The following is a 25,141-nucleotide window of genomic DNA, read 5'->3' as shown; positions in this document are numbered from 1 at the left end:
GACAAGATTAAGCCTCCTGCACGTTTCAATATCGTGGGTTACGGCGTAAATTGGGACTGGTGGTTTATACTTTGCAACTGCCAGAGCAGAAGCACCACTTCTTGTGAATGGAACAATCGCTTTTACTTTTACCTCTCTTGAGAGATTACAGGCAGACTTTGCAAGGGAATCCTGTAAGGTTTTAGCAGGCATATCCATGTAACGTTTGTATAGATAGATTTTCTCAGCTTCAGATGCGACTTTTGCCATAGTTCTTATAACTCTGACTGGATACTTTCCAACTGCTGTCTCTTCTGAAAGCATTAAAGCATCAGTTCCATCCAAAACGGCATTTGCTATGTCTGTAACTTCAGCTCTTGTTGGGGATGGAAGGTCAACCATCGATTTGAGCATCTGAGTTGCAGTTATAACAGGTTTTCCTGCTTCGTTCGCCTTTCTTATGAGCTGTTTCTGAATGACTGGAACTTTTTCAATAGGAAGCTCCACTCCCAAGTCTCCCCTTGCAACCATTATTCCATCTGCAACTTTCAGAATTGAATCAATGTTCTTAACTGCCTCAGGCTTCTCTATCTTTGCAATAATGGGAATGTTTTTCCCAAGACTTCTGATTAACTCCTTCAGCTCAACAACGTCTTCGGCTTTTCTAACAAAAGAGAGGGCAATGATATCAACACCGTTTTCAATCCCAAACTTTACGTCTTCTTTGTCCTTTTCAGTTAGGGCTGGAACTGAGAGTTTCGAATGGGGAAGATTCACTCCCTTGTGAGAAGTTAAAGGACCTCCAACCAGCACCTCGCAGATGATATCCTCTCCTCTGACTTCTTTCACCTTCAGCCTAAAAGCTCCATCTGCAAGGAGAATCGTCTCTCCCTTTCTGACCTCTCTGTGAAGATCGGGATAGTTAACGGTGATCTTGTTCTTAGCAGGTTTTCCTGTTGTCAGAACGATTCTATCCCCTCTGTGAAGGAAAAGTGGTTCTTTTGGAATCTTTCCAATTCTTATCTTTGGACCGCAGAGATCCATCAAAATTGGAATCGGTCTGCCGGTCTCCTTTTCGATTTCCCTAACAAGTTCTATCCTTGCTTTATGCTCATCGTGGGTGCCGTGGGACATGTTGAGTCTTACAACGTTTAAACCACTTTCAACCATCCTTTTTAAAATCTTTTTATCTGAAGAGGCTGGTCCCAGAGTTGCCACTATTTTTGTTCTCTTCTTCATCGCTCAATCCCCCAAACTGGTAGTTTATTCAAAAATTTGCTCTTATCCATTAAAAGATGTTTTTTTCTTACCCCCTAACCTCCTTACCAGGACGAAATATTCAGACTTTTTCTTTTCTCAAAGAAGCTGGAGGAAGTTTAACTCTCTACAGTTGATTATAATTAAATTCGTAGGAGGTCGGATGGCAAAGAAAAGACTTTTTGTTGGAACTCTTACCTCTGTTTCTGGAATAGAAATTGTGAGGGAGAAGATAGAGTCCTTAAAGATTTCAGGAAAGTGGGTTGAAAAGGAAAATATCCACTTTACCTACAGGTTTCTTGGAGACGTTGAAGAAGAGAAAATCTCCCAGATTGGACAGATGCTAAGGAACAGACTTAAAGGAGTAAAGGCCCCTGTAATCAGCTACAGAGGACTTGGAGTCTTCCCGAACCTGAAGTTTCCCAGAGTCCTCTGGGTCGGCATGGAATCTGAAGGAATCGAAGAGATAAAAAGGAAAATTGACCAGGCTCTAATGCCCTTTGGATTTCCACTTGAAGAGAACTTTAAACCCCATTTGACACTTTTAAGGATAAAGAAACTACGACATGCAACAAAATTTAAAAGCTATCTTTTTCAGATGAAAGAGTACCTCTTTGATGAAAAGATTGAACCAAAGGTATGTCTCATCGAGAGTAAACTAACCACAGAAGGCCCCATCTACAGAGTTTTAGAGGAGATAGTCCTTGATTGAGCTCTTTGTCCCTCCAATTGTCGGTGCAGCTATTGGATATTTCACAAACTACGTTGCTATTAAGATGCTCTTTAGACCCGTGAAGACTTACTACATCTTTGGCTGGAAGGTTCCTTTTACCCCCGGACTTATCCCATCAAAGAGAGAAAAGCTTGCAGAAGCCATTGCAAAAGTCGTTAAGGAAAACCTGCTGACAGAAGAAGTCTTGAGGAAAAGACTCAACGAAGAAAAGATAAGAGAAAACCTGAAACAGCTCGTTGAAAGATTACTTGATGAGTTTGTAAAAAGTGGAGATAGGTACATTGAAGAGTTTCTGGAAAACATTGGAGATGAAAGGCTTGAAGTCCTTGTAAATTTTAACCTCGTTGAAGAGAAGCTCTCTGAGCTCATTGATAAACTCTTTGAGTTTTTGAATGGAAAGAAAGTTGAAGAACTTCTGCCACATAACTTAAAGAAAGAACTGGAAAAATTCATTGATGAGAAGATAGACGAAATAACGGAGCAGATTTTAGAGCTAACAAGAAAGCCAGAGTTCAAAGATATCATCTACTACGGAGTGAAGAACAACCTCCTAAGGTTTAAGACATACTTCCCACTTTTAACAGAAAAGACTGTTGACAGCTTTTCAGAGAAAATCTCTGACGTGGTTATAAGGTTCATTGAGAATTCCACCTCCGATCCACAGTTCAAGATTAAGATCTCAAAGATTGTCTGGGAAAAGACAAGGGAGATCCTCAACAGAGAAATCAACTTTTCAGAAGAAAGAGGCGAAAATGTCAAAAGAATAGTCAAAGATTCAATTTTGGAGATTATCAACCCTTACAGAAAAAAGAGAATTTCAGAAATTTCTGGACTGAAGGAAGAGATTGTTCCCCAGATCATTAATCTGTTAAAGGAACTTGTTCAAAAGAAAAAAGACTACATATCAAAAGTTGCAACGGAAAAGCTTCTCCAGGTAATTGAGATTGAGCTCCCCGTGATAATGGAATCTGTTGACGTTGAAACTCTCGTTAAAGACAGAATCAACTCACTTCCCATTGAAGATCTTGAAGCAATAGTCCTAAAGCTGATAGAAGAGGAACTTCGCTACATCACCCTCTTGGGTGGAGTTCTAGGATTCATCATTGGTGGACTACAGGTTCTTTTCTTTATTTAACTTTCCATAGTGCCACTCAATCATCTTTTTAAAGAGAAAACAGACAAAGGGACCAATTAAATTCTGAACAACGCTGTAGGTAACTGCCGGAAGTGCTGCAACTGCTCCCCACTGAGAAAGGGCTAAAACAGTTGCAAGTCCAGAGTTCTGCATTGCCGTTTCAATGGAAATCGTTATCCTTTCTCTCTTCTCAATTCTAGAAAACCTCGAGATTACATATCCAAACCAGTAACCAAAGAGTAGATGAAATGTGGAAGCCAAGACAAGCATAAAGACAGAGCTCACCGGCAGTGAAAGGATCTTCTTGTGTCCGGCTGCAACAACAAATCCAACAATTAGAACAACTGCAACCGTTGAATAGACAGGAAGAATTGGCTTTATCCTTTCAACCTTATCGCTGAAATAGTAGTTAATTCCTATTCCAATCAGAACTGGAATCAGAGTGACCTGAATCATGTCAATAAAGAGCTTTAAAACATCAACGTGGACAATCTTTGAAACGAGAGCTCCCGTAAAAATCGGAGTTAAAACAGGAGAGACAAGTGTGTTGACTGCAGAAAGGGAAATTGAGAGTGCAACGTTTGCACCGGCAAGAAAATTATAGACGTTTGAAACAACACCGGTCGGACAGGAACCTGTGAGAACCTGACCAGCTATGAAGTCCTTCGGGAGACTTTTAAAGAAGAGCAGGCCAACGACAAGCCCCAGAATCGGCATTACAGTGTACTGAGAAAAGAGTCCGACAATTATCAGTTTTGGCTTTCTGAAAACAACTCTAAAATCTTCAAGTCGTAAAGTCATTCCCATTGCAAGTATCACAGTCCCGAGGAGTGGTTTGATATAGGGTTTCAGAGGATAGAAAAGCTCAGGCTGGTAGAGACCAACAGGAACGATTAAAAGTGTCCAGAGCCACAGGAAGTTGGGAAACCAGCTCATTCCTTTAACCTCTCAATCAACGAGAGAGCTCCGTTTATTCCATCAATCGCAGAGCTTGTTATACCACCTGCATAACCTGCTCCCTCTCCAATCGGAAAGAGGTTATCGGCAGAAATAGAGGAATAGTCCTCTCTTCTCACAATTCTCAGTGGAGAAGAGGTTCTTGTCTCAACCCCAACAAAGGTTGCATTTCCTGGAACGAAGAAAGGAATCTTTTTACTCCAGTAGAGGAAAGCCTCTTTTATGTGTTCGGCTATCGGTTCTGGAAGGAGTCTATCCAGCCGTGCACTCTTTATCTCAGGAATGTATCCACCTTCAATGAGCTTGCTTGAGCTCTGACCCTCTATGAAATCCCACACTTTCTGGGCTGGCATTGTGTAGTTGCTGCCCCCCATCACAAAGGCTGCTCTTTCAAGAGCTCTCTGAAAATCAATTGCTTTAAACGGATCGTTCTCAAAATCTTCAGGGAAAACCTGAACAACAATTGCACTGTTTGCGTAACCGCTGTCCCTCTTATAGTCACTCATTCCGTTACAGACAACACTGTTCTCTTCAGATGATGCACAGATGACGTAACCACCCGGACACATGCAAAAAGAGAAAACATTCCTTTCCCTACCTCTGTAGGTCAACGAGTAATCTGCTGGTGGAAGGTTGGGATGTTTGAAGAATTTCCCATACTGCATTCTATCTATTGTCCTCTGCCTGTGAACAACCCGGAGACCAACCGCAAAAGGCTTGGATTCTAAAGCAATTCCTTCTCTTCTTAACATCTCAAAAGTGTCCCTTGCACTGTTTCCTATGGCAAGGAAGATGTAGTCGAACTTCTCAACAGTTTCAATTCCTGTCTTCAAGTCCTTCAGATGAACCTCTTCAACCTTTCCATCCCTGATTTTTAGTCTTTCAAGCCTTGTCGAAAACCTAAGGACAACACCCAAATCCTGAAGTTTTTTTCTAAGATTCGGAATAACCTCCTGGAGTTTATCTGTTCCTATATGAGGTTTATTTTCATAAAGGATTTCAGGTGGTGCTCCACACTCAACGAAAACTCTGTAAACAAAGTGTTTCTTTTTATCCTTAACTCTTGTTGTTAGCTTTCCATCCGAAAATGTTCCTGCTCCACCCTCTCCAAACTGAACATTCGAGTTTTCATCAAGTTTTCTCTCCTTCCAGAAACGGGAAACGTCCTTAACCCTCTCTTCCACAGGTTTACCTCTCTCAACCACTGTAACATCAAAACCAGCCTCAGCAAGTATCAGTGCAGCAAAAAGTCCTGCCGGTCCCGTTCCAACAATTAAAACGCTCTTCTTAGTTGAAATAACAGGAATCGAAAGCTCTTCAACTCCTTTATACTCCCTTACCTTTCCCTCTTTTATCAGTTTCTCTGCAACCTCTTCTGGAAGGTCAATAACAATTCTGTAGAGATAGTATGGCTTCTTCCTCGCATCCAAGGATTTTCTAACTATCTCAAACTCCACCTCAATTCCTAACTTCTTCAGCTCCTCTTCAAGGGTGCTATCAATCGGAACTCTTACATCTAACTCCACTCTCATTGGGCAACTCCAGTTTTAATTTCTTTAAGAATTCAAAGAACTCTTTTGGAAGCTCTTCAACCTCTTTCTCATGAATCTTCCTGTCAGAATCCGAAAGTTCCTCAATCTCAATAATAACTATTTCATCAAATCCCTTTATACCGAGCCTCTTCTCCACCCTCTCCTTTACGTAAATCAGAGAATCCCTCTTCAAAACTTCTGCTTTTTCAAGGATATCTCCAACAAATTTTTCAGCATTATCTATGTCCCTCTGTTTTACCCGTCCGGAAAGGAGAAAAGAAATAGAAACCTTCACAGGTTTCTCTATCGGAAATTTCTCAATCCCGTAGGATAGTTTCTGAAGGTGAAGCTGATATATGGCTTCTTTCTGAGACGAAATGACTTGCGGATTGTTGATGATAAATGGCTTCATTTCACCTTTTATCCGCCTGTGAGAGATCTTCTTATAGTTTGCCTTGCTTGGAATTTTTCCGACAAAGAAAAACTTGAACTTCATCATCTGCTCCTATAATATATTCTGATAATGAAAACTCGTCAGTAAACGGAAAAAACTATGCTATTTTCTAAACATAAGAAAAAAACAGCAGAAGCAGAAACTATCAGAAAATTTACAAATATTCTTTCCTTTTTACTTCTCCTCATCACCTTTTCAACTGTCGGAATAGTGTACATAGAAGGCTGGTCCTTTCTGGATGCCCTATGGCACACAATAATAACTATCTCAACGGTAGGTTATGGAGAAGTCCATCCACTCTCTACTGCAGGAAAAATTTTTACAATGTTTGTAATTATTGTTGCTTTTGCCGTTTTTGCTTACGGTGCTTCTACAGTTGCAGCAATGATTTTTGAAGGGGAACTGCGGAAAATATTTATAATAAAGAGGATTGAAAAGATGGTTTCAAAGCTTAAGGACCATACGATTGTTTGCGGGCTTGGGAGAACGGGACAAGCTGCTATCAAAGAGCTGTGGAGAGAAAAAATTCCCTTTGTCGTTATTGAGAAAGACGAGTCAAGGATAGAAGAAGCTAAGGAAAAGTACCCTAACCTTATTTACATTCTCGGAGATGCAACTCAAGATGAAACTCTTATTAAGGCTGGTATAAAATCAGCAGCTAACTTGATTGTTGCAACAGCAGACGATGCAGACAACCTTTTCATAACGCTTTCTGCAAAGAACTTAAATCCCAATCTGAGAATTGTTACGAGAGCGAACAGAGAAGAAAACGTTCTTAAGCTTAAAAGGGCAGGAGCTACAGAGGTTATCCTTCCAAACGTTATAGGTGGCTTAAGAATGGCCTCACTTGCAATAAGGCCAAGTGTGGTAACGTTCCTCGACATTGTCACCCACCATGGAGAGATAGACCTGAGACTCGAGGAAGTAAAGGTACTAAAAGGATCTCCTTTCCACGGGAAACTCTTAAAAGACCTTGAAATACCTAAAAAAACTGGCGTTATTGTAATTGGTGTAAAGAGAAAAGACGGCTCGTTCATTTTAAATCCTACATCCACAACTATGATTCTTGAGGGTGATTCGCTAATCATAATCGGTACAAGAGAACAAGCTGAAAAGTTAAAAACTTTCGTAAAAGGCAAAGAGTCAGCATAAATTTATCTGTAGTCCTTTCTAAGGATGCTATTTATAGTCATTCTGGGAACGAAGTCCGAAGAATCTCAGTGGCTGGAACTGAGTGAGTAATTGAGCAGTTGAATGGAAAAATATGGGTTCAGAATTTAGAGGGAAAGTGAGATTAAGAAATGAATTGCGAGTAACTTAAACTCCTGAAACTCGGATGGAAACTCATGATTGAGTGTGGTGCGGGAGGCGGGATTTGAACCCGCACGCCCGTAAAGGGCACTGCCCCCTCAAGACAGCGCGTCTGCCGATTCCGCCACTCCCGCGCTAACCTGACGGGTCATAATATAGGACAACCGCTCATCATTGTCAACGGTGTTCGAGTTCAATACATGGTGGACACCTTGATAACTTCTAATATAGTCCTCAAACTTCTCAGCAGGAGTCTTATAATTCAAAGACTGATGGGGTCTTAGAAAGTTGTAAACCTTTAAATACTCAAAGAGTTTCTTATTCATCTCTTCAAGTGTTGGCTCTGTCCCTTCTATCATCCACAGTTCATTCTCTGTCGTCTGAATAAACCTTTCTACGTGTGCATTAGTCTTCGGGGACTTCGGATAACTAAAGTAGTGTTCTATCCCTCTTTTTCTAAGGTATTCATCCAGTTCTCCTAAAAATTCGCTTCCATTATCGGTCTGAACCCTCTCTATCTTAAAGAGAAGATATCCTTCAAGTTCCTGGAAAAACCTCCCTGTTGCCTCACGTAAGAATCTGTACGAAACCATATACGATACCTCATGTTAAAAACCTATACAAAATCATCATTCCACCCTCACAGCCAGATTAAACAATTTCCTCTGCAAAACAGCAATCTCTTTCCTTAACTGAGCAGGGTTCAGAGACTCGTAAACCCTGGTAAGCTCTCTCTTCACATCATCCGAAACTTCTGGACTCTCAAGAACCCTTTCAAAAGGAGTTTTAGGAGTGTCGTATTCTTACGCACTTTAGAACCTACTCTTCCCTTCTCTATGAGCTTCATAGAAGGCTGAAAAAAGTTATGTAAAGCCTAAGCCTCCTGTACAAATCGTTCAAAACCAAAAGAGAGTCAGACTCATACCTGAATGAAATAACCAGCGTACCTTCTGACTATAAACCAATTCTTCTGTTCTACGTGACAGTTATCGTTCTTTTTGTAAGGTCTTGAGCGAGTAAAAGTTATTTCCCTTTCCTCACACCACTTAGGGAGATGAACGTTTATGAATGCCGTGTCATTATCGTAGTCTATTCCGAGTATGGGAAATGGAAATCTCTTTACGGCTTCTTGAAGTGCTTTAAGAGTCCAGACTTGAACGCGATTTTGGATTGCTATGGGTTCTATCCATTGAGTCTTAACATCGGTCATCATGAAGGTATAACAGAAGTCTCCTTTGAGTTTTCCTCCGTCGTGCCCCACAAGTCTATCTCTATGAATCCAGCTCTGTTTTTTCCAATCGGCCAATGTTCTTATCGGTATCTGGTGCTTGATAGGTGTGCCGGGCTTTTCCTGCTTTTACATTTTAGGTTTATTTTCTTCTTCTCATCGGCAAGCATTCTGTTTATCGTTGCAGGAGAAATTCATATCAGTTTTTCTTTGATCTCTTCCTCAAAACGAGGTTTCCAGTTTCTATAAGTTTGGGAACTATTTTAGGAAGCACAGGAGCAAGTTTTGCTACAAAGGTAATCCATGATACGCCAGACCTTTACTAAAGCGAGGGTGTTTGAAAATTGCCAAGACAAATAAAAAAGCCTATCCTCTCTCCCTATGAGAGCAAAAAAACTAAACCCCAAGAAGATACTCAAAATAATCAAAGCATACCTCAAGGAGAGAGGACAGGCTCTAATAAATTTATGTTCAAAACCCAAAAGTATAGGAAGACCAGAGGAATGTCCAGGTGAAATCATCCTAACAATGCTATTCCTCCAGAAAGCCTGGAAACTTTCATTCAGAGAAATTGAAGACTTTGAAAAAGCTATCTTTGGAGAAGAAAGTATTCCAGACCATTCAACGTACTACTATGTCTAAAACAGCTTCCTTTCCTACTCCTTGAAGACCTGATTGACTACCTGTTCTGGAGGTGTATAAAGGGAAAAGAGAAAAACATCTCTTACTTCATCATTGACGGAACAGGCTTTAAGTATGAGGAGCTTTACCCTCTCAAAATACTGAGAGGAACAGAGATAGAGAAGATAAGGAATCACGTGAAAGTGGTAGCTCTCTCCGTTCATTTCAAAAATGGTAAAAGAGTTGTTGTCGGTGCAGTAGCTGGTAAAGGGTATTCAAATGAGATCAAGCTTGGGGGACAGATTATTCAATGGATAAGCTTTGAAGAAGCTTTCAGAAGAATAGTAGAAGGTAAAACTCTTTTAGCTGATAAGGGTTATGACAGTGAAGATTTTATCTGCCAGGTTCTTTCTGCTGGTTTTAAACCTTATGTGAAGATTAGGAATCAGGGAATTGTCAGGAGTGAGTTTAGGAAGGTTGCTCAGCAATTTGTTGATTCTGATGATCTTTACAAACAGAGAGACGGGATTGAGGTTCTGTTTGGTGAGGTGAAGCAGGCTCTTGGTAGTTATGAGAGAACTGAGAGTTTTCATATTGCTATGTTGTTTGTTCTTGCAAAGTTTATTCTGTTTAATCTATGTGCTGTGCTTGTTGTAATGATTTTTCAAACACCTACATTCGCTTTGTTTTCCTTTCTATCTCTTGCTGATAAAATAGAAAAAGAAACTACAAGTCAGGAGGGTACAATGGCTGTTCCATTTACAGCATACCTTTTAACAGCAAAAGAGGAGATTCCGCATCTTGATGACGATTTAATTCTTCTTCTCAACGAAATCGTTTCAGCTACGAAGGAAATTGCTGGAAAAGTTAGGAAAGCTGGACTTTTGAGCATTCTTGGAAGTACTGGTAAGACAAACATTCAGGGAGAAGAGGTTCAAAAGCTTGATGAGCTCGCAAATGAGATACTCCTTGAAAACCTGAAAAACTGCGGGAAAGCTTGTCAGATAGCCTCTGAGGAGATTGAGGATTGTTTGATAGTTTCTGAATCTGGGTACACTGTTGCATTTGATCCACTTGATGGTTCTTCAAACATTGACGTTAACGTTAGCATTGGAACGATTTTTTCCATTCATAAAGACTCTCTCATAAAGCCGGGAAGAGAACAGCTTGCGGCAGGATACGTTATCTACGGTCCAAGTACAATGCTTATAATGTCCCTTGGAAAAGGAGTTGTTGGATTCACATTCGATCCAGAATCTGGAAACTTTATCCTTTCCCATCCTGAGATTAAACTGCCAGAGAAAGGAAAGATTTACTCAATCAATGAAGCCAACAGGGATAAGTGGACAAGTGAAGGTCTGAGAAAGTTTGTAGATTCTCTGAAAGGAGAGAAATACACCCTCAGGTATGTTGGTTCAATGGTTGCAGATGTTCACAGAACTCTCCTGAAAGGGGGAATCTTCATCTATCCGGCAGATAAGAAGAATACAAATGGAAAGTTGAGACTACTCTACGAGGCAAGTCCAATGTCATTTCTCATAGAACAGGCAGGGGGAATTGGTACTACTGGAAGAGAGAGGATTCTCGATATTGTTCCAGAAGATCTTCATCAGAGAGTTCCGGTAATTATCGGAAGTAAATGGGAAGTTGAAAAGTGTCTTGAATTTTTAAAGGAGTATGATTCATAAAATTAAGCTCAATCTACACTTCTAATTTCTTTTCCTTAAAATGGGAGGGTGGGGGATGTAAACCAAATTTGAGGTAAGCCATGAAGAAGTTTGATGTTATTATTGTGGGAGGAGGACCTGCTGGATTTAATGCTGCTAAAACTATCAGAACTCTCTATCCCGAAAAAAGGATTCTTCTCATAAATGACAAGGAAAACTTTCAGATTCCCTGTTCTATCCCTTATATTGTAGGTGGGAGGATTCCTGCTGAGAAGAATGTTTATCCTCTTTCAAAGGTTAAAGATTTAGGAGTTGAGCTCCTTATTTCTAAAGTTACATCGATCAATCCTTCGGAATCACAGGTCTTTCTTGAAGATGGAAGTTCCTACCGTTACGAGAGGTTGATTCTGGCAACCGGCTGGATTCCAAATACGTTGATGGTTGAAAATAGTCATCTTGATGGAATCTACTACATCTCAACAGAGACAGAGTACATTCAGAAACTTGTTGATGAAGTAAGGAATGCTGAAAGAATTGTTCTTATCGGTGCAGGTTTCATAAGCCTCGGATTTGCGGATCAAATAAGCAAAGGATATCCAGACAAGGAAATAACTATCATTGAAGCCTCTGATCGTATAGCCTCTGGAATTTTCTCCGAAGATTTTGAGAGAGAGATTGAAAAGGAACTTAAAATCCAGAATGTAAGAATTGTAAAGAATACGAGAGTAGTTGGTTTTGAGGGGAATGGAAGAGTAAGAGAAGTTGTTTTTAAAGGTGGCGAGAAGATGGAAGCTGATCTTGTCTTCGTCTTCATAGGTTTTAAGCCCAACTCAAAGCTTGCAGTTGATGCTGGACTTTCAACTTCAGAAAGAGGAGAGATTATTGTTGATGAGTTCCTGAGAACCTCCGAGGACAACATCCTTGCAGCAGGAAACTGTATGCTTCACAGATCTGCAATAGACGGAGAGCCTGTTCCTGGAATGCTTGCTTTCATTTCGGCAAGGGATGGAAGGATAGCAGGTTTAAATGTTGTTGGTCCTGAAGTTAAAGATTCTGGAATTGTTCCGGCAGGTGTGACAGAGGCTGGCAGAAAGTATTTCGGTTTCTCTGGCTATACAGAAAAGGTCTTAAAGAGAAAAGGAATAGAGTTTGTAGTTTCAGAAATTGATACAACAGACGCCTACCCGGGAGCCATTGAAGGGTGTAAACCTTTAAAAATCAAACTCTACTTTTCAAAGTCTGGTAAAGTTCTAGGTGGAGAAATTATTGGAAGCAGTAAGTATGTGTCTCCGTTGGTTGATTTCATCTCAAGGCTAATAGCTGATAAATTGGATATTTCGCAGATTGCTGCCATTGAGACAGTGGCGTTTCCACCTGTTACACCACCACCTCTTCTTCAGCCCGTCCAGATGGCAGCCCTTGAGTTTTTTAAGTCAGGTAATCGGAAGTTGTAAATGATTTCTACCGTGCCGTTTGGGAATACCTTTATTTCTTTGATTAGGAGCTTGTAGATGCTTTTTCTGAGCTCGTAAGGGATAACTTCTCTATCCTGAACTATGTTTTTAAGATGCTGCAGGCTCTTCATTACGATTTCTACTAAATCTTGTTCTGAATGGTTTTGAGATAGGAGTTCCTTGAGAGTTCCTATCTCTTCTCTTAGTTTACTCTCTTGAATTTCAAGGTCAGCTATAATGTCCCGATAGGCTTTTTCTGTAAGGAATCCATTAATGAAAGTATAAGTTGCTCTTTCTTTTTTCTTCTCTAACGATTCAAGTTCTTTTTGAAGTTGCTGAAGTCTCTTAGCCTGCTCACTACTTTCTTTTAGGAGCTCCTTTTCTTTTTCTATTAGCTCGTTAACGGCTTCTTGTGGATTTTCCAGCCAATTCCGAATGTCCTCCCAGACTTTTTTATCTAAGAAAGTTTCTTGAATGATGGTTTTGTTAGAACAGCTTTTACCATAATGACGGTAGTTGTTCTTTACTTTGCACCTGTAGTATTTCTTTTCTCCTGATTTTGTTTTGTAAAAAGTTCCGATAAGAATGTGTCCACAATCTTGACATTTAATTAAACCGCTAAAGAGATAAGGGCGGTGGTCTTTTCTGTTGACGTTTCTGTTTTTCCTGATGTTCTCTATCGCTAACTGCCAAGTTTCAGGGTCAACTAAGGGAGGGACTTTTCTAAGAATTTCTCCTTTGCTCTTCTTTTCTTTCTTAGAGTTTCGTTTTCCCCAATAGTGAATCCCTTTATAGAATTCGTTTTTAACGAGCCTGCCTATGTGATTAGCTCTCCAAAAACAGGAAGGTTTTAGGCTTTTACCTTTTCTTAGCTCTCTTAGCTCGTAGCTTGTGGGAATTCCCATCTTTTCAAGTTTTTCTGCTATCCAGTAGAGGGTCTTATCTTCATAAGCAAGCCAATAGTAGATTTTTCTAACAACTTCGGCAGGCGATATGTCTAAGCCTGGTATGGGTTCTTCGTCTGGTTCATAGTAGCCTTGTTCATTTACCTTGTAGCCAAAAGGGATGACTCCCCCTGTATATTTCCCTTCCTTGGCTATTCTTTCCATTCCAGCTTTAGAGCGTTCAATAATCAATCCCCTTTCAAAACCTGCAAATACTCCTAAGAGCTCCATAAAGCTTTTTCCTAAGGTTGTAGATGTGTCAAAAGGTTCTGTTACGCTTTTAAATGCGATTTCGTATTTGGCTAAGGTGTCAAGAAAGTTTCGGATCACTACTATGTCTCTTCCTATTCTATCCAGCTTGTAAACCACTACTGTGGAAAACAAGCCTTTAGATGCATCTTCTAAGAGTCTTTTGCCAGCTGGTCTTTCTTCAAAAGGAGTTACTCCTGAAATTCCCTCGTCAAGATAGAAGTCGTAAATTTGGAGGTCGTGTAATTTGCAGAAGTCCTTAGCTTTTTCTATCTGAGTTTCTATTGTCTGCTTTTCCCTCTGTTCGTCCGTGCTTACTCTTCCATAGACTGCAACTTTCAAGCCCTTCATACCTGCCCCCTGAGCTACTCAAGAATCTCTAAAGCTATGTGATAGGGTTTAGGTTCTACTCCCTTAATGTTGGGGTTGTTGCTGTGGATTGTTTGATAGTAGAGAATATCAAGAAGTTTTCTTCTAACACGGCGGTTAATTTCCTCTGGAGGTAGTCCTTGTTTTCTGTATGGTCCACTAATTGATTTCAGGAGGTGGATAGCTTTTCTGGTATCTTTATCCTGACACTTCACAGCTCACCTCTTCCGTTTCAACTTCTGTAGTGAAGTCTGGAATGAGCTTAGAACATGCTTTTTCCATAGCCTCCTTTAGGAGCTCCTTGGCTTTTTCTTTATCCTTTTCGCTGCATTCAACGACAATCTCGTCATGTACAAGGTTGATTATTTGAGCGTCAATGCCTTCTTCTTTAACTGCCCTGCTGAAGAAAACAGAAGCCATTTTCAGCATGTCAGCCCCAGAACCCTGAACGGGGGAGTTAAGAGCATTGGTCAGCTTATTAACTGCTACAGGTCTTTTTAGGCGTGTCAAGACTGTTATCTGTCCTGTGTCTGATAGATTGAGTCTGTCAGCGGTTTTTCTATGCCATTCAGCTATTCCAGAGTAGGCTTCAAAGAATTTCCTTCTGAATTCCTCAGCTTCTTCTTTCGAGAGCTCTACGCCGTAGTTGGTGAAAGCGTATTCTCTAAAGGTTTCTGCACTCATGCCGTAGATAAATCCGAAGTTAAGGGCTTTAGCTCTCTGCCTTTCCTCTTTTGTTACTTCTTCTAAAGGCTTGCCAGAAATGAGACTTGCAGTAAACTTGTGTAGGTCTTTGCCTGCCTTGAATGCTTCAATCATTGTTTTGTCTGGAGCTACTACAGAGGCAAGCCTTAATTCGATTGCTGGGTAGTCAGCTTTTATAATTGCCCTGCCTTGAGGAGCTTTATAGAAATTCCCTTTTATGTCTCTTGGAACCTGCTGAACATTAGGATTACGGCAGGACATACGTCCGGAGTGAGCTTCAAGCTGGTTAAATTCAGGGTAAAGTCTGCCGTTGCGTAAGCTTAAATACTTCTCTATGAGGTCAGCCTTCTTCTTTGCTTTTCTAAGCTGGATAATCTTTTCTACTACTTCATTATCCTTGTGCTTTACGAGCTCCTTGTTTGAGGTGCTTTCAATCTCTAATCCCAACCTGTTTTTGAGGAATGAAAGAAGCTGCTTAGGACTCTGAGGATCAAACAGGTATTTTGTTTTGATCTCTGTGTAAAACTTCTCAAAGGTTTTCCTGTTCTTTTGAAGTTCCTCTTTTAAGTAGTCAGCATTTACAGGTATTCCCGCAAGTTCTATTTCCACTAAAACAGGGAGGAATGCCATTTCAAGTTTTACAACAGGAGCTCTCAGTCCAAATTCGTTAGGTTTAGGTGGATTCTTTGACTTTCCAATAATGAGGTCGTTTAGGATCTCTACCTGCTTTTTGGCTATCTCTGGAAGGACTCTGATATCTTCTAAAGCATAGGTGATCTGGGATTCTGTAAGGTCTTTCCCAAAGTCGGATGTCTGCTCAGTCTTATCAAGCTTCCTGCCTGTGTATTTTTCTGCTAAAGCAGATAGAGATAAAGCTCCTTTTGGAGGTCTTTGAGGATGCTTAGCGTTCCAGATAAGCCTCTCTGCTATGTAAGTATCAAAAGTTTTCTTGGGAAGTATCCAGGTGCCGTATTTAGCAGCTAAGGTTTTGAGGTCAAATTTGAGGTTGTGTCCTACTATGAGCTTTTCTGAAATAAGCTCTAAAACGGCATTAATGGTTTCAGAATTCAGCTTCTGAACGTCGAAAGTGTAGAAATGCTCTCCATCTCCCAAGGAGATTAACCTGACCTGATTCCTGAATGGATCTAAAGCAGGCTCGTCTTTTCTGTCTTTTGGGAGTTCTTCAGAATAGGTTTCTATGTCAAGATATAGAACAGGAGTTTTTTGGAGCTCCTCTATAGCTTTAACTGCTTCTGAATCGCTGAAAATGTAACCTTTTGGTGCATCAGCAGAGTTCTCTTCTTTTTCTCCTTCGAGCTCCTTCTCCAGCTCTTCCCATTCGCTAATCTCCTCATCAGAATTCCAGTTTCCTATGAAGTCAGCTTCTACTTCTGGAGGAATGTCACAGGTGTCACAGGTGTCACAGGTAGTTTGAGGTTGCTCCTTATATTCCTTAAAGCTTTGACCTTTACCTACTTGTGATACTTGTGACAAAGATAAAGAAGAAGTATTATTAGTATAAGTAACACAACGAGTTTCGCCTGTCACAAGATTGTCACAAGTTGTCACAGGTGTCACAAGTTTCGAATCATGTTTATCGTCTTTCCACTTAATTCCTATCCATGCCCAGTATCTTTTATTTTCTCCTCCAGCGGAAACTCTTATCTGTTTGGCTTCATAGCCTAAGTTCTTCATTCTTTTACCTATAACTTCATTACTAAGCTTCGTAAATCCTTTTTTCTCCAGCCATTCATTAAGCTTTTCAGCAAACTCATACTTCCAGATGTAACCCTCAGGGTCTTTTATGCAGAACTCATCTATGAACTGAGTAATTGGATTAGATAACCTTTCGTAGGTCTTTCTTATTTCCTCAGGATTAGGATCGTTGGTAAATGTGAAACCTCTGTTCAGGAGTTCTTTTAGTACCTGGATACTCTTATAAGCTAATCCCTCAAACTCTTCTGGACTGTTTTTTAGCTTCCATTCTAAGGTTTTATCTGCTTTGCTTCCTGTAAATTGGTAGGGAAACTCAATTAGGAAAACTCTCCTGAAAAAAGCGTAAGTTGTATCATGGGAAATGGGAACTTGATTAGTTAGAAAAATCAACTTGGCGTAATTCTGGAAAGAGATAGGCTCTTTGTTCTTGCGGTCTGCAAAGATATAGTCTTCTCCTGTTAGCTGCTTAATCAGTCGTGTATTCTTAAGGTCGTCATAGGAGACTTCTCCCGTAATGTTGGCAAGTTTCTTATAGAGGCTGATAGTGTAGAAGCCTCCTTTTTGGAGCTCCTCTAAAGAAACTTCTGAAATGTTATGCTTTCCGAGAAACGTTGTTAGAATCTTTCCATATAAGCTTTTACCGTTAGAACCTTTCCCGTAAATTATGAAAAACTTATGATAGGGGTAACCTCTCCATAAGCAGTAGGCTATTAGCTCGTAAAGGTCTATAACTCTTTCTTTAGGCACTAAGGAACAGAGAATAGAATCAATTAATGGACATTCAGCTTCTTCCTTGTAGCTCCAGGGAAGTTTGAAAGTGAAGTAATCTTCTTTTCGGAAGTCTCTAAAAATGTCATTTTCAAGGTCATATACACCGTTTTTAAACGGAATCAGGAAAGGAGAAGGTTCTGGTAAAGGTTTTCCTTTATGGAAAGAGGAATACTTGACATATTCAACTATCTCGTTGACTTGATGATTTTTCTTGATAGTAGGGTCTAAAAGCTTCTCTTTATAGAGGAAATCCCTGATGAAGTCCTTAGCTTTATTTTTCCAGATTCCTTCATCTTTATCATAAAACCAGAACTCCTGTTTTTCTCCCTCATACCAGAAACTAAACCTGTTTAAGATTTCTTTTGCAAAAGGCTCTGGGTAAAATTTTGACAGGGTTATTATCTGCCGTGGTTTATCTCTCTCTTTCAGCCTCTTGATAACCTCACAATCCCCATCACATACAGGAACAGCTACCGTTATCTCGGCGTTCTTTCCCTTTAGAATGGAGCATCCCGCTGGCTTATCCTGTTCATAAGTTCTGTAAACGGCAGTTTTCCTGAGCTTAAGCTCTTCATCTCCTTTAGCTTCTGCTATGGCAAGGATTATCTCTTCAGCTTCCTCTTCTGAGATATTAAGAATCTTCTTACAAACTCCAGCCAAACCGCAAGCGTATCCGTTTCTGCTACCTTCTTTCCAGTTTTCATAAGCTCTCAAAAAGCAGGGAGGAAGATTTTTTAGTTTTTCTAAAAGCTCTATTGTTTTAGTGTTTTCCACGGCGTACTCCTCAAATAGAGATGTCCAGTTTGAGAAATACTGATTGAAGTTTTCAGGCTTCAGGACGGCGTTTTTCTTTTCCCGTAGAAATTCCTTTTTTAGTGATTCATCAGGATTGAAGGAGTTAAACATTGGTAGGAATAAAGCAGTTCCTTTTGGGAATACTTCTAAAAGCCTTTTATTTGGATAGCTGGAAGTGTTAACTACATATTCAAGAATCCAGCGTAAGGTTTCTTTCTTGACGGGTTCACTAAAGAAAATCCAAACGTGGTAGCCTTTAGACTTGGATTTCTCTATGAATGGTCTGAATCCAAGCTTAACAAGCTTTTTATAGATTTCCAGAGTGTAAAACTGTCTTTTCTCTTCAGGCTCTTCTTTCAGGTCAAGGTCAACAGCTCCGAAGGTTATCTTTCCATTCTCTACTTCAGGATAGAGTCCTATACGAATTGAACCAGTAACATGGCGGTATGCAAGCTCTTTGGAAGGAAGTTTTAGGGATTTAACTTCTTTGGTGGTAATTCTGCCTGTTTTTACACTCTGAAGGTTTACTCGCTGGACTTTATCTATCAAGGAGGATATAATTTTAATAGCAGGATTTCCGCTCAAATTGAGCCTCCTATGTAGGATTTTTTAGGGATAGAAACCCGGGAGGAATCCCGGGCTTTTAAACTTCCAATTCTGCAGCTTCTGCCAGCTCTATCAATTGATGAGCCGTTTCGTCCCCCAGGGCGTAAAGTCCATCAAGACCGTTCCTGAGAAACGCCTGCCGATGAGTTGTGTGATGGTTCAAGAGGTTCCAGAAATGTTCCTCTGCCCGTTGAGCAGTCATTTTTGCTATTCTTTCTGTAGCATGCATGATTAAGCTCCTTAATTTTGTTCTCTTGTTGGGCCTCCTTTTGGAGGCTCTCTTTTTTCTTCTGCTCTGCCCACTTTAAAAGCCTGAGCAGTGCTTTAGCAGATTTAGATAGACCTTCTTCCTCGAGAGTACTAAGCATGTTTAGCCTCCTCTGGTATGGGATAACCCTTTTGCTTGAGGAATCTCTTAAGTCCTTTTTCATCTTTCACCAAATAGCGATACCGTAAGCCAACTCTTTTAACACTTATAAACTGCTGCATTTCAGGGAATTTCCAGACCCACGTAAACACTGACGTTTTGGCAATTCCCAACTCCTTACAGAATCCTGCTAAGGTCTTCATGACTACCTCCTGATAACTGTTTACTTTTAGTCTATTCGAATTTTGAACTCCTTTTTGTGAAAAAATAAAGATCCCAGCAAAAACCTCCTGTACGAGATGATAGCCAAAAAAATCCATTCCAGATGGAATAGTTGTTGAAGGTAGCTCTCATTCTTCAGGACTTCTCTGGCTTTTTAAAACTTTCCAGAAAAAGAATCCCCACGGGTCTTTAGGAGTCCAGTTCACTTTTACGGGAGGCTTGTATATACGCTCGTAGAAAAAGCGTATTTCTCTTTCTCTGCTTTTTTCTTCTCTCTTAAAGCCAGCATGGAGCGTTAAAAAGAATGTGAATATTTTTCTTCCCAAATGGGTTTTCAGTTTCTTTTGTAGTTCCCTTACTTTAGAACATTCAAAACAGCTCTGTCCTATCTGCAGGTTACAGGTTTGGCACTCCTTCTTGAACAGGTTGTGGAGCTCATTTATTACAGGCTTATCCTCAGGTGGTAGTTCTTCCAGGCGTGGAACGGAAAACTCTTTACTATAATCAACCTCAATACCGTTAGCCTTGCAGTAAGTTTCAGCTTTAACAAACTGGAGAATCTGATAAAGCACTCTTTTAGCGATCCAGAAGAAGTCTGAATGTTCTTTAGCTTTTGACAGAGTGTCTCTTAAAACTCTGCACCTTTTAAGACAATAGGCATAATCCACAACCTTGCACGGCTCACAAGCTTGAATCTGTTCTAAAAGCAGGTCTAACAATCTGCTTTCAGCTTTCAGATACTCTTTCTTAAACTCTTCATAAGTAGGCTTATGCATCGCTCCCCTCCTTCGGTAGAACATAGCCAGCCTGTTTTAGAGCTTTCTTAGCTTCTTCAGGATTAGTAACAAAGTAGTAAGTTCTCTTTCCCTTACGGACCACCCTCACGTGTCTGGCAAACTCAGGCTCTAAAAGCCAATTTTTGGCTCCAGACAGCGTAAATCCGAGACTTTTCGCAAACTGGTTTAAGCTCATTTCCTTAGCTTGTGTCATGGCATGCCTCCTTTAAAGTGGTTTTAAAGTGCTAAAGTCTGATAGATTTCATCTACAAGCTCAAAAGCTTCTCTCACCTGTCCTGCAAGATGCTCCAAACCCTTCACATAATCAGAAAAAAGGCATAAATCTCCATCGTGAGGAACGTCAGGAATGCTGAAAAGGAATGCTAAAGAGAATGCCGTAAAGTTTTTTACCTTCTTTCTTAGAAGTTCAACAGCTTCTTTATAGTTCCCTTTGAAAACAGGATAGTTCTCTACAACTTCTCCTAAACCAAGCTTTTTAGCCTCTTCTACAATCCTCTGATTATCCTTACCCGCAATAAGAAATTCTGCCCCACTTTTCTTTTCTTCATCCCATAACCTAACAAGGTTAGCCTGTAAGACTTGCTCAGCTCTGGCATTTACTTTATATTGAATTTGAAGAGGTGGTTCTTCATACCTGTTACTACGGGAAGCTCTCCTTTTAGCGGCTTCTCGTATCTCTTCCAGCATTTCAAGTTCTTTCTTTAGTTCTCTTACCCTCTCTTTAGCCCCTACCATCTTTGACCTCCTCAGGATTGTTTTGTATCCTTTTGGTGTTTATACAGTTGTTTGGTTCTCTACTCATCAATATAAACAATTGTTTAGAAAGTGTCAAGATTTACTATACAATTGTTGAGGTGTGCTATGGACAATAAGACAGAAATAGGTAAACGTATCAAGGAATTGCGGGAATACTTGGGACTTTCACAGAAAGAATTTGCTGAGGCTTTAGGCATACATCCTTTAAGTGTTTCCAGATATGAATTAGGGAAAAGTAACCCTTCACCTTCAATATTGAAACTTATAGAGGATAAGTTTGGCGTTAATTCTGAATGGTTAAAGAAAGGTAAGGGGAATCCTTTTAAAAGGCAGAGGGATTCAGACAATTTCAATTTTAAATTCAACAAACGTTGGAAAGAGGTAAAAGCCAATTTAGAGAATAGCGCTGAAATAATAGCTGACCTATGCTTAGAAATTTTCACTTCCAAGAAGCAAAAAGAGAAGCTAAATATTGAAGCTTTAAGAGCATATCTAAAAAACAAAGTTAGAAAACATTTGTTAAATGAGGTTAATAGGTCTCTTGAGGAGGTCTTAACTATACTTTCGTGCTTAGAGAATTCGCCTCCTTTTAACGAGTTTAAGGCTAAGTAAATAGGTTGTGATTCTAAAGAAAAGGATTTATATTTAGAATTGTCTTGACTATCAGCGTTCTCTTTGAGCGTTTGGAATGGGGCAGGGGAAAATCCCCGTCCCTCACCCTTAAGCTCCAACCCTAATCCTGACATCTCTTCTCTCCTTAGCTTTTTTCTGGATAGAAGCTCCAAGCTCCAAAGCCCTTACAATCTCCCCTGCCTCGGTGTCTGTATAGCTCCAGCTAACACTTCCGATTACTTCACCGTTCTTTCTAATCGGTCTCCAGGTGATTCTTTCCTCAGGTGGGAGCTCCACATCCGTATAAAGACAACCTAAACTGACCCCTTGTGTTAGAAGAAGATAGAGAGCTGTTATTGCCTTGTTTCCTTTAGCTGTTTTGCCGTTTGCCTTGACTTCCAGCGTTCTCATCAGTTATCCTCCTGATAAGTAATTCACTTACCTTGCACTTATGAATATAAGTAGTTTGCTTATAGGTGTCAAGATTAATTGAGTAACTTATAAGTAAAACGCTTACTTAACAGGAGAGGCTATGAGTGATAACCAAAAATCTGCAATAGGTGAAAGGCTGAAACAGGTAAGACGCAGGTTAGGGATGACTCAAAAGGAGTTTGCAGAAGCTTTAGGCGTTCATCCTATGACTTTATCCAAGTATGAATCAGGTAAATGGAATCCTTCTGAGAAGTTTCTAAGGCTTATAGAAGCCAAATTTGATGTTAACTACAATTGGCTTCTGAAGGGTGAAGGAACAATGTTTAATTTCGGTATTCAAGCCGTAAAAGAAAGGACAGCCACTATAAGCAAATTGCTTGATTTAGCGGAAACTGATGTTGCACTAAAAGTATTAACTGACAAACTTATAGAGTCTTTACAGCAAGAAGGAATTATAAGTAAGCAAGATAAGAAATTGGTTAAAGTTTTGAAGAGTTTTATATATCGTAGATTAGCGTTGAAAACTCTTGACATTTATACGGAAGTCTTGACTCAGTTGGCAATAACAAAAACCGATGCTATAGAGGAAGAAGACCTTATCTCAGGAGGGAATATAGCCAAAGAACTTTTGAAACATTCTGCTTTAATAATGCTGGAAATGCAAAAAGAGTTAGTTAAAAGGGAAAAGGAGAAAGAAGAAAACGAGGAAAACTAAAATTTGTAGTGTAGTTTGTAAGATGGAAGGTATAGGAAAAAGGCTAAAAGAGTTAAGAAAAGCCTTGAGGTTAAGCCAGCGGGAATTTGGTGAAAAGGAATCTTCATTGTTCTTAAAATTGGTTTACGGATACGGCACATTTCTACTCTCTAATAGTTATCGGTAACAATCCATAGCCATCAATAACAATCCATACTTTATGGTAACTGCTGATAACGATACATACTTTACACTATTTATAGTGATTGTTACCATAAGTTAAAGTAATGTATGGGTTGATATAGTAAGGTACTGTAGGTAATGGATAGTTATGGATACACGATTCTACCTGCCTTCAGTATACGCCATCTGGAACAGATGAAAGGACTTAAAACGATCCATATGGAATAGTGCCGTAGGAATCTCCGGGGAAATTTTGCACAGTCATACAAGTTTTCCTTTCTCGTTCAAGGATTCGGCTTCTGTGCAGGTTTTTGATGGTTGTTAATGGGGATAAATATGAGGTAATAATTGGCGTATTTTGAGATTTTAATGACTGGCAGGTGGGTTACGGAGTTGGAGGTGAGGAAAGGGTAAAGTCCCACTCAACAAGTAAGGCAGAACCGGGGATTACATCTTCCCAACATACTTCTATATGATGGTTGTCAATTGGTATCTCTCTATAGTTTTCAGAATTTCTTACATTCTTGAAAGAAATTGGATGAATCTGGATATGTTGCTGGATATCAGAAACAGTAAATCTTTCAAGGATGTTATTGTCAAATAGTAACTGTAATCTAAAAGATTTACAAAATGTCCTAAATAATGTGTAATAGCCATCTCGATTTTTATAAGTGTGCGACGTTTTCATTTTTAGGATTGGAACGCGGAATGATTCAAGTAATTTCTCTATCGGTATAGAAACAGTAAAGAAATATAAGAGAAAGTTTTTCTTTCTTTCCAAGCTCTCATTAAATATGGAGATAGTATTACTTTCGTTTAGGGTTATAACAACTTGTCTTTTGAGTTTCCTCAGTATATCTTCATCATTTTGATAAGTTTCTAAAATGTGTTTAATCGCTTCTTCTGGAAAGGATAACATAAAGTTTTTTATAATTTCTTTCCTACTCCGGGAAAGTAGTTTTAAGTGTTCTCTATCATATGAGGTTTGATAAATTGTAGTAATCTTAAGTAAGTCATGGGTATCATTATCTGCCAGCTCGAAACGAAGAACAAGTTCTCTGCTCCTTTCATAAGGTAAAGCAGAAGAATTCAGATGAGTTAGAAATTCTTTAACAGGTGCACGAACTTCTTCAAAGTTTGGTACCGTTATCTTGTGAAAATACTCATCAAGTTTGCTAAATAACGCTTCTCTTGTCTTGTTGTCAAAATAAACAGAGATGGCAACAATGGAGAAAAGAGTAAAAGCAGGATCTAAAACATAACCTGCTTTTATTCCAAAATATTCCAGCATATATTTACCGAAGAAAGAGAATAGTGCTAAAATAGTGCTACCAATGACTAAAATATTAGGTTTCATCCCCCTCCCTCAGAGTTAAAAAGCAGCTCCTCCTCCTCTCTTCATCTTATCCTCCTGTATCGCAAGATTTTAATCTTTGTATTAGCATTTGCTTTAACATCTGTATAACTAAATATATCAGGTATACTGTTTATGCGTCAATATGTATTCCTTTTTCAGATTTCTTTCTTTTTTATTATTTTCAAAATATTCATTCGATTTAGCAGCAAGTATAAAGTAAATCTTAGCTTTATGTCTAAAATGAACTGCTACTAAAAAAGATAAAGCAGTTATGTAGTTCAAAATAACCAGCAGATCGAAGATATACTGTTGAATAGAGAGAGCTCCGTCTTTTTCTACATTTAAAAAGCCTAAAACCCATTGTAATATACCGATAGCACCTATAAGGGACATAATTAGTAAACAAAACTTCACATAGATCTTGAATTGTTTTGTAAACCATGTTATTGTTTTGATAAGCTTATAGCCTCTAATCTTAAGTATGTACTCTCTAACTTCCCTTTTCTTCCAGAATCTATGATTCTGTAACCTTCGGTAAAGGAACTTAATGCCCCCAAATATCTCTAGAAGAATAAAAGGAAGAGCTAAATAAATTGCTAAAGAGAGCATAACCTTAGTAATATTACTGTTACAGGCAAAAATAGAAAAGAAGCTCTTGTTTTTAATATTAAACCCCTGAATCAATAGAAAGGTGAGTATTGAAAACCAAAAGGTTGAAAAGGAAGCTGCATAAAGTGCCCCAAAAAATAAGCTTAATCCAAGATACTTATTACTTTGATCTACCCAAACATTTTGATCCTTAGCATAGATAAAGTCAATTATTCTTATCCCTTTTTCTATTTCGAGAAAAAGTTGCTTTTTCTTTAACGCTTTAGATATTTCTTCCAAAGAAAAATTAGAATTTGTTTCTCGAGACAATATAGTTCCTGTAAAAGAATCACTCAAGGCATACGCAAAAGCACCTAAGATATAGAAGATGGCTAACAAAGGGAAAAGTAAAAGAACAAAAAAAGCAGTTATCATGATGCTGTGATATTTAATGAAATAGATGACCTGATTAACATAAAAAAGGAAGGTTTGGAATTTTTCTAATATCTGTTCTTTACCGAAAGGATTTACAATTAACAAAAGCAAAGCAAAATAAAAGAAAAGGAATAGAGTAGCCATTATACCTACAATAAAAAACTGAAAGAAAGTTCCACTTGGATGTTTTATACTAAAACTCATCTATTCTATCC

Annotated in this window: 23 protein-coding genes, 1 tRNA gene and 2 pseudogenes; 8 read left to right on the top strand and 18 right to left on the bottom strand. The window is 39.2% G+C overall.

Annotation, left to right across the window (positions count from 1 at the left end; genetic code table 11):
* Nucleotides 1-1,218: pyruvate kinase (pyk, locus tag ACYQ3A_RS11260; protein ID WP_459897420.1), on the bottom strand; the 1,218-nt coding region annotated here is incomplete at its 3' end.
* 181 nt (nt 1,219-1,399) lie between these two features.
* On the opposite strand from pyk, the gene thpR reads away from it, so the two are divergent.
* Both thpR and ACYQ3A_RS11250 read left to right on the top strand, forming a co-directional pair.
* Nucleotides 1,400-1,948 carry an RNA 2',3'-cyclic phosphodiesterase gene (thpR, locus tag ACYQ3A_RS11255; RefSeq protein ID WP_459897419.1) on the top strand — a complete coding sequence of 183 codons (549 nt, stop codon included), beginning with the start codon at nt 1,400-1,402 and terminating at the stop codon, nt 1,946-1,948.
* Complete coding sequence (locus ACYQ3A_RS11250) at nt 1,941-3,104, top strand: DUF445 family protein (RefSeq protein ID WP_459897418.1); 1,164 nt, start codon at nt 1,941-1,943, stop codon at nt 3,102-3,104. The genes thpR and ACYQ3A_RS11250 overlap by 8 nt, the downstream gene beginning before the upstream one ends.
* Here ACYQ3A_RS11250 and ACYQ3A_RS11245 read toward each other — a convergent pair.
* From ACYQ3A_RS11245 to ACYQ3A_RS11235, 3 genes are read right to left on the bottom strand one after another with little or no spacing between them, the layout of a single operon-like run.
* Nucleotides 3,081-4,040, bottom strand: coding sequence for a bile acid:sodium symporter family protein (locus tag ACYQ3A_RS11245; RefSeq protein ID WP_459897417.1), 960 nt, complete (start codon nt 4,038-4,040; stop codon nt 3,081-3,083). The genes ACYQ3A_RS11250 and ACYQ3A_RS11245 overlap by 24 nt on opposite strands.
* Nucleotides 4,037-5,593 carry an NAD(P)/FAD-dependent oxidoreductase gene (locus tag ACYQ3A_RS11240; protein ID WP_459897416.1) on the bottom strand — a complete coding sequence of 519 codons (1,557 nt, stop codon included), beginning with the start codon at nt 5,591-5,593 and terminating at the stop codon, nt 4,037-4,039. The genes ACYQ3A_RS11245 and ACYQ3A_RS11240 overlap by 4 nt, the downstream gene beginning before the upstream one ends.
* Nucleotides 5,559-6,089, bottom strand: a complete 531-nt coding sequence (locus ACYQ3A_RS11235; RefSeq protein WP_459897415.1) for a RusA family crossover junction endodeoxyribonuclease — start codon at nt 6,087-6,089, stop codon at nt 5,559-5,561. Before ACYQ3A_RS11235 ends, ACYQ3A_RS11240 begins: the two co-directional genes overlap by 35 nt.
* 57 nt (nt 6,090-6,146) lie before the next feature.
* On the opposite strand from ACYQ3A_RS11235, the gene ACYQ3A_RS11230 reads away from it, so the two are divergent.
* Entirely contained in the window at nt 6,147-7,199 is a 1,053-nt protein-coding gene (locus tag ACYQ3A_RS11230) for a potassium channel family protein (RefSeq protein WP_459897414.1), read from the top strand.
* Between the two features lie 205 nt (nt 7,200-7,404).
* Here the strand turns inward: ACYQ3A_RS11230 and ACYQ3A_RS11225 are convergent.
* The 3 genes and pseudogenes from ACYQ3A_RS11225 to ACYQ3A_RS11215 form a co-directional block, all read right to left on the bottom strand.
* Nucleotides 7,405-7,492: transfer RNA gene (locus tag ACYQ3A_RS11225), tRNA-Leu, on the bottom strand.
* Nucleotides 7,457-7,915: pseudogene (locus ACYQ3A_RS11220) on the bottom strand (integrase core domain-containing protein); the annotation flags it as partial. The gene ACYQ3A_RS11225 and the pseudogene ACYQ3A_RS11220, both read right to left, overlap by 36 nt.
* Before the next feature lie 362 nt (nt 7,916-8,277).
* Complete coding sequence (locus tag ACYQ3A_RS11215) at nt 8,278-8,664, bottom strand: integrase catalytic domain-containing protein (protein ID WP_459897413.1); 387 nt, start codon at nt 8,662-8,664, stop codon at nt 8,278-8,280.
* Between the two features lie 266 nt (nt 8,665-8,930).
* Here ACYQ3A_RS11215 and ACYQ3A_RS11210 point away from each other — a divergent pair.
* The 3 genes and pseudogenes from ACYQ3A_RS11210 to ACYQ3A_RS11200 all read left to right on the top strand — a co-directional run.
* Nucleotides 8,931-9,878, top strand: a pseudogene (locus ACYQ3A_RS11210) (transposase); the annotation flags it as partial.
* 75 nt (nt 9,879-9,953) lie between these two features.
* Complete coding sequence (gene fbp, locus ACYQ3A_RS11205; RefSeq protein WP_459897456.1) at nt 9,954-10,895, top strand: class 1 fructose-bisphosphatase; 942 nt, start codon at nt 9,954-9,956, stop codon at nt 10,893-10,895.
* 80 nt (nt 10,896-10,975) lie between these two features.
* A complete protein-coding gene (locus tag ACYQ3A_RS11200) occupies nt 10,976-12,328 on the top strand; it encodes an FAD-dependent oxidoreductase (protein WP_459897412.1) in 1,353 nt (450 codons plus the stop codon).
* Here ACYQ3A_RS11200 and ACYQ3A_RS11195 read toward each other — a convergent pair.
* The 8 genes from ACYQ3A_RS11195 to ACYQ3A_RS11160 all read right to left on the bottom strand — a co-directional run bounded on the left by ACYQ3A_RS11195 (nt 12,271) and on the right by ACYQ3A_RS11160 (nt 20,604).
* Nucleotides 12,271-13,872 (bottom strand): recombinase family protein, encoded by a 1,602-nt coding sequence (locus tag ACYQ3A_RS11195; protein ID WP_459897411.1) that lies wholly within the window; start codon nt 13,870-13,872, stop codon nt 12,271-12,273. The genes ACYQ3A_RS11200 and ACYQ3A_RS11195 overlap by 58 nt on opposite strands.
* A 14-nt stretch (nt 13,873-13,886) precedes the next feature.
* The gene (locus tag ACYQ3A_RS11190) at nt 13,887-14,105 is read right to left on the bottom strand and encodes a hypothetical protein (RefSeq protein ID WP_459897410.1); all 219 of its coding nucleotides are present in this window, start codon (nt 14,103-14,105) and stop codon (nt 13,887-13,889) included.
* Complete coding sequence (locus tag ACYQ3A_RS11185) at nt 14,089-18,462, bottom strand: DNA polymerase (protein WP_459897409.1); 4,374 nt, start codon at nt 18,460-18,462, stop codon at nt 14,089-14,091. Before ACYQ3A_RS11185 ends, ACYQ3A_RS11190 begins: the two co-directional genes overlap by 17 nt.
* A 58-nt stretch (nt 18,463-18,520) precedes the next feature.
* Nucleotides 18,521-18,712 carry a hypothetical protein gene (locus ACYQ3A_RS11180; protein WP_459897408.1) on the bottom strand — a complete coding sequence of 64 codons (192 nt, stop codon included), beginning with the start codon at nt 18,710-18,712 and terminating at the stop codon, nt 18,521-18,523.
* A gap of 131 nt (nt 18,713-18,843) precedes the next feature.
* Nucleotides 18,844-19,053, bottom strand: coding sequence for a hypothetical protein (locus ACYQ3A_RS11175; RefSeq protein ID WP_459897407.1), 210 nt, complete (start codon nt 19,051-19,053; stop codon nt 18,844-18,846).
* 147 nt (nt 19,054-19,200) lie between these two features.
* Entirely contained in the window at nt 19,201-19,848 is a 648-nt protein-coding gene (locus ACYQ3A_RS11170; RefSeq protein ID WP_459897406.1) for a hypothetical protein, read from the bottom strand.
* Entirely contained in the window at nt 19,841-20,062 is a 222-nt protein-coding gene (locus ACYQ3A_RS11165; RefSeq protein ID WP_459897405.1) for a hypothetical protein, read from the bottom strand. The genes ACYQ3A_RS11170 and ACYQ3A_RS11165 overlap by 8 nt, the downstream gene beginning before the upstream one ends.
* 23 nt (nt 20,063-20,085) lie before the next feature.
* Nucleotides 20,086-20,604 (bottom strand): hypothetical protein, encoded by a 519-nt coding sequence (locus ACYQ3A_RS11160; protein WP_459897404.1) that lies wholly within the window; start codon nt 20,602-20,604, stop codon nt 20,086-20,088.
* A gap of 126 nt (nt 20,605-20,730) precedes the next feature.
* On the opposite strand from ACYQ3A_RS11160, the gene ACYQ3A_RS11155 reads away from it, so the two are divergent.
* Nucleotides 20,731-21,237: a helix-turn-helix domain-containing protein gene (locus tag ACYQ3A_RS11155; RefSeq protein ID WP_459897403.1), complete on the top strand. Its 507-nt coding sequence runs from the start codon at nt 20,731-20,733 to the stop codon at nt 21,235-21,237.
* Nucleotides 21,238-21,345: 108 nt separating this feature from the next.
* On the opposite strand, the gene ACYQ3A_RS11150 is transcribed toward ACYQ3A_RS11155, so the two are convergent.
* Nucleotides 21,346-21,648 (bottom strand): hypothetical protein, encoded by a 303-nt coding sequence (locus ACYQ3A_RS11150; RefSeq protein WP_459897402.1) that lies wholly within the window; start codon nt 21,646-21,648, stop codon nt 21,346-21,348.
* A 121-nt stretch (nt 21,649-21,769) separates the two neighbouring features.
* Here ACYQ3A_RS11150 and ACYQ3A_RS11145 point away from each other — a divergent pair, with 121 nt between their 5' ends.
* Nucleotides 21,770-22,384, top strand: coding sequence for a helix-turn-helix domain-containing protein (locus ACYQ3A_RS11145; protein WP_459897401.1), 615 nt, complete (start codon nt 21,770-21,772; stop codon nt 22,382-22,384).
* 547 nt (nt 22,385-22,931) lie between these two features.
* Here the strand turns inward: ACYQ3A_RS11145 and ACYQ3A_RS11140 are convergent.
* Both ACYQ3A_RS11140 and ACYQ3A_RS11135 read right to left on the bottom strand, forming a co-directional pair.
* Nucleotides 22,932-23,903 carry a hypothetical protein gene (locus ACYQ3A_RS11140; RefSeq protein ID WP_459897400.1) on the bottom strand — a complete coding sequence of 324 codons (972 nt, stop codon included), beginning with the start codon at nt 23,901-23,903 and terminating at the stop codon, nt 22,932-22,934.
* A gap of 117 nt (nt 23,904-24,020) precedes the next feature.
* Complete coding sequence (locus tag ACYQ3A_RS11135) at nt 24,021-25,070, bottom strand: hypothetical protein (RefSeq protein ID WP_459897399.1); 1,050 nt, start codon at nt 25,068-25,070, stop codon at nt 24,021-24,023.
* Between the last annotated feature and the right edge of the window lie 71 nt (nt 25,071-25,141).

Source organism: Desulfurobacterium crinifex, from assembly GCF_054656775.1.
Note: the sequence above shows the minus strand (reverse complement) of the source record. Positions and strands in the feature narration are given on the sequence as shown.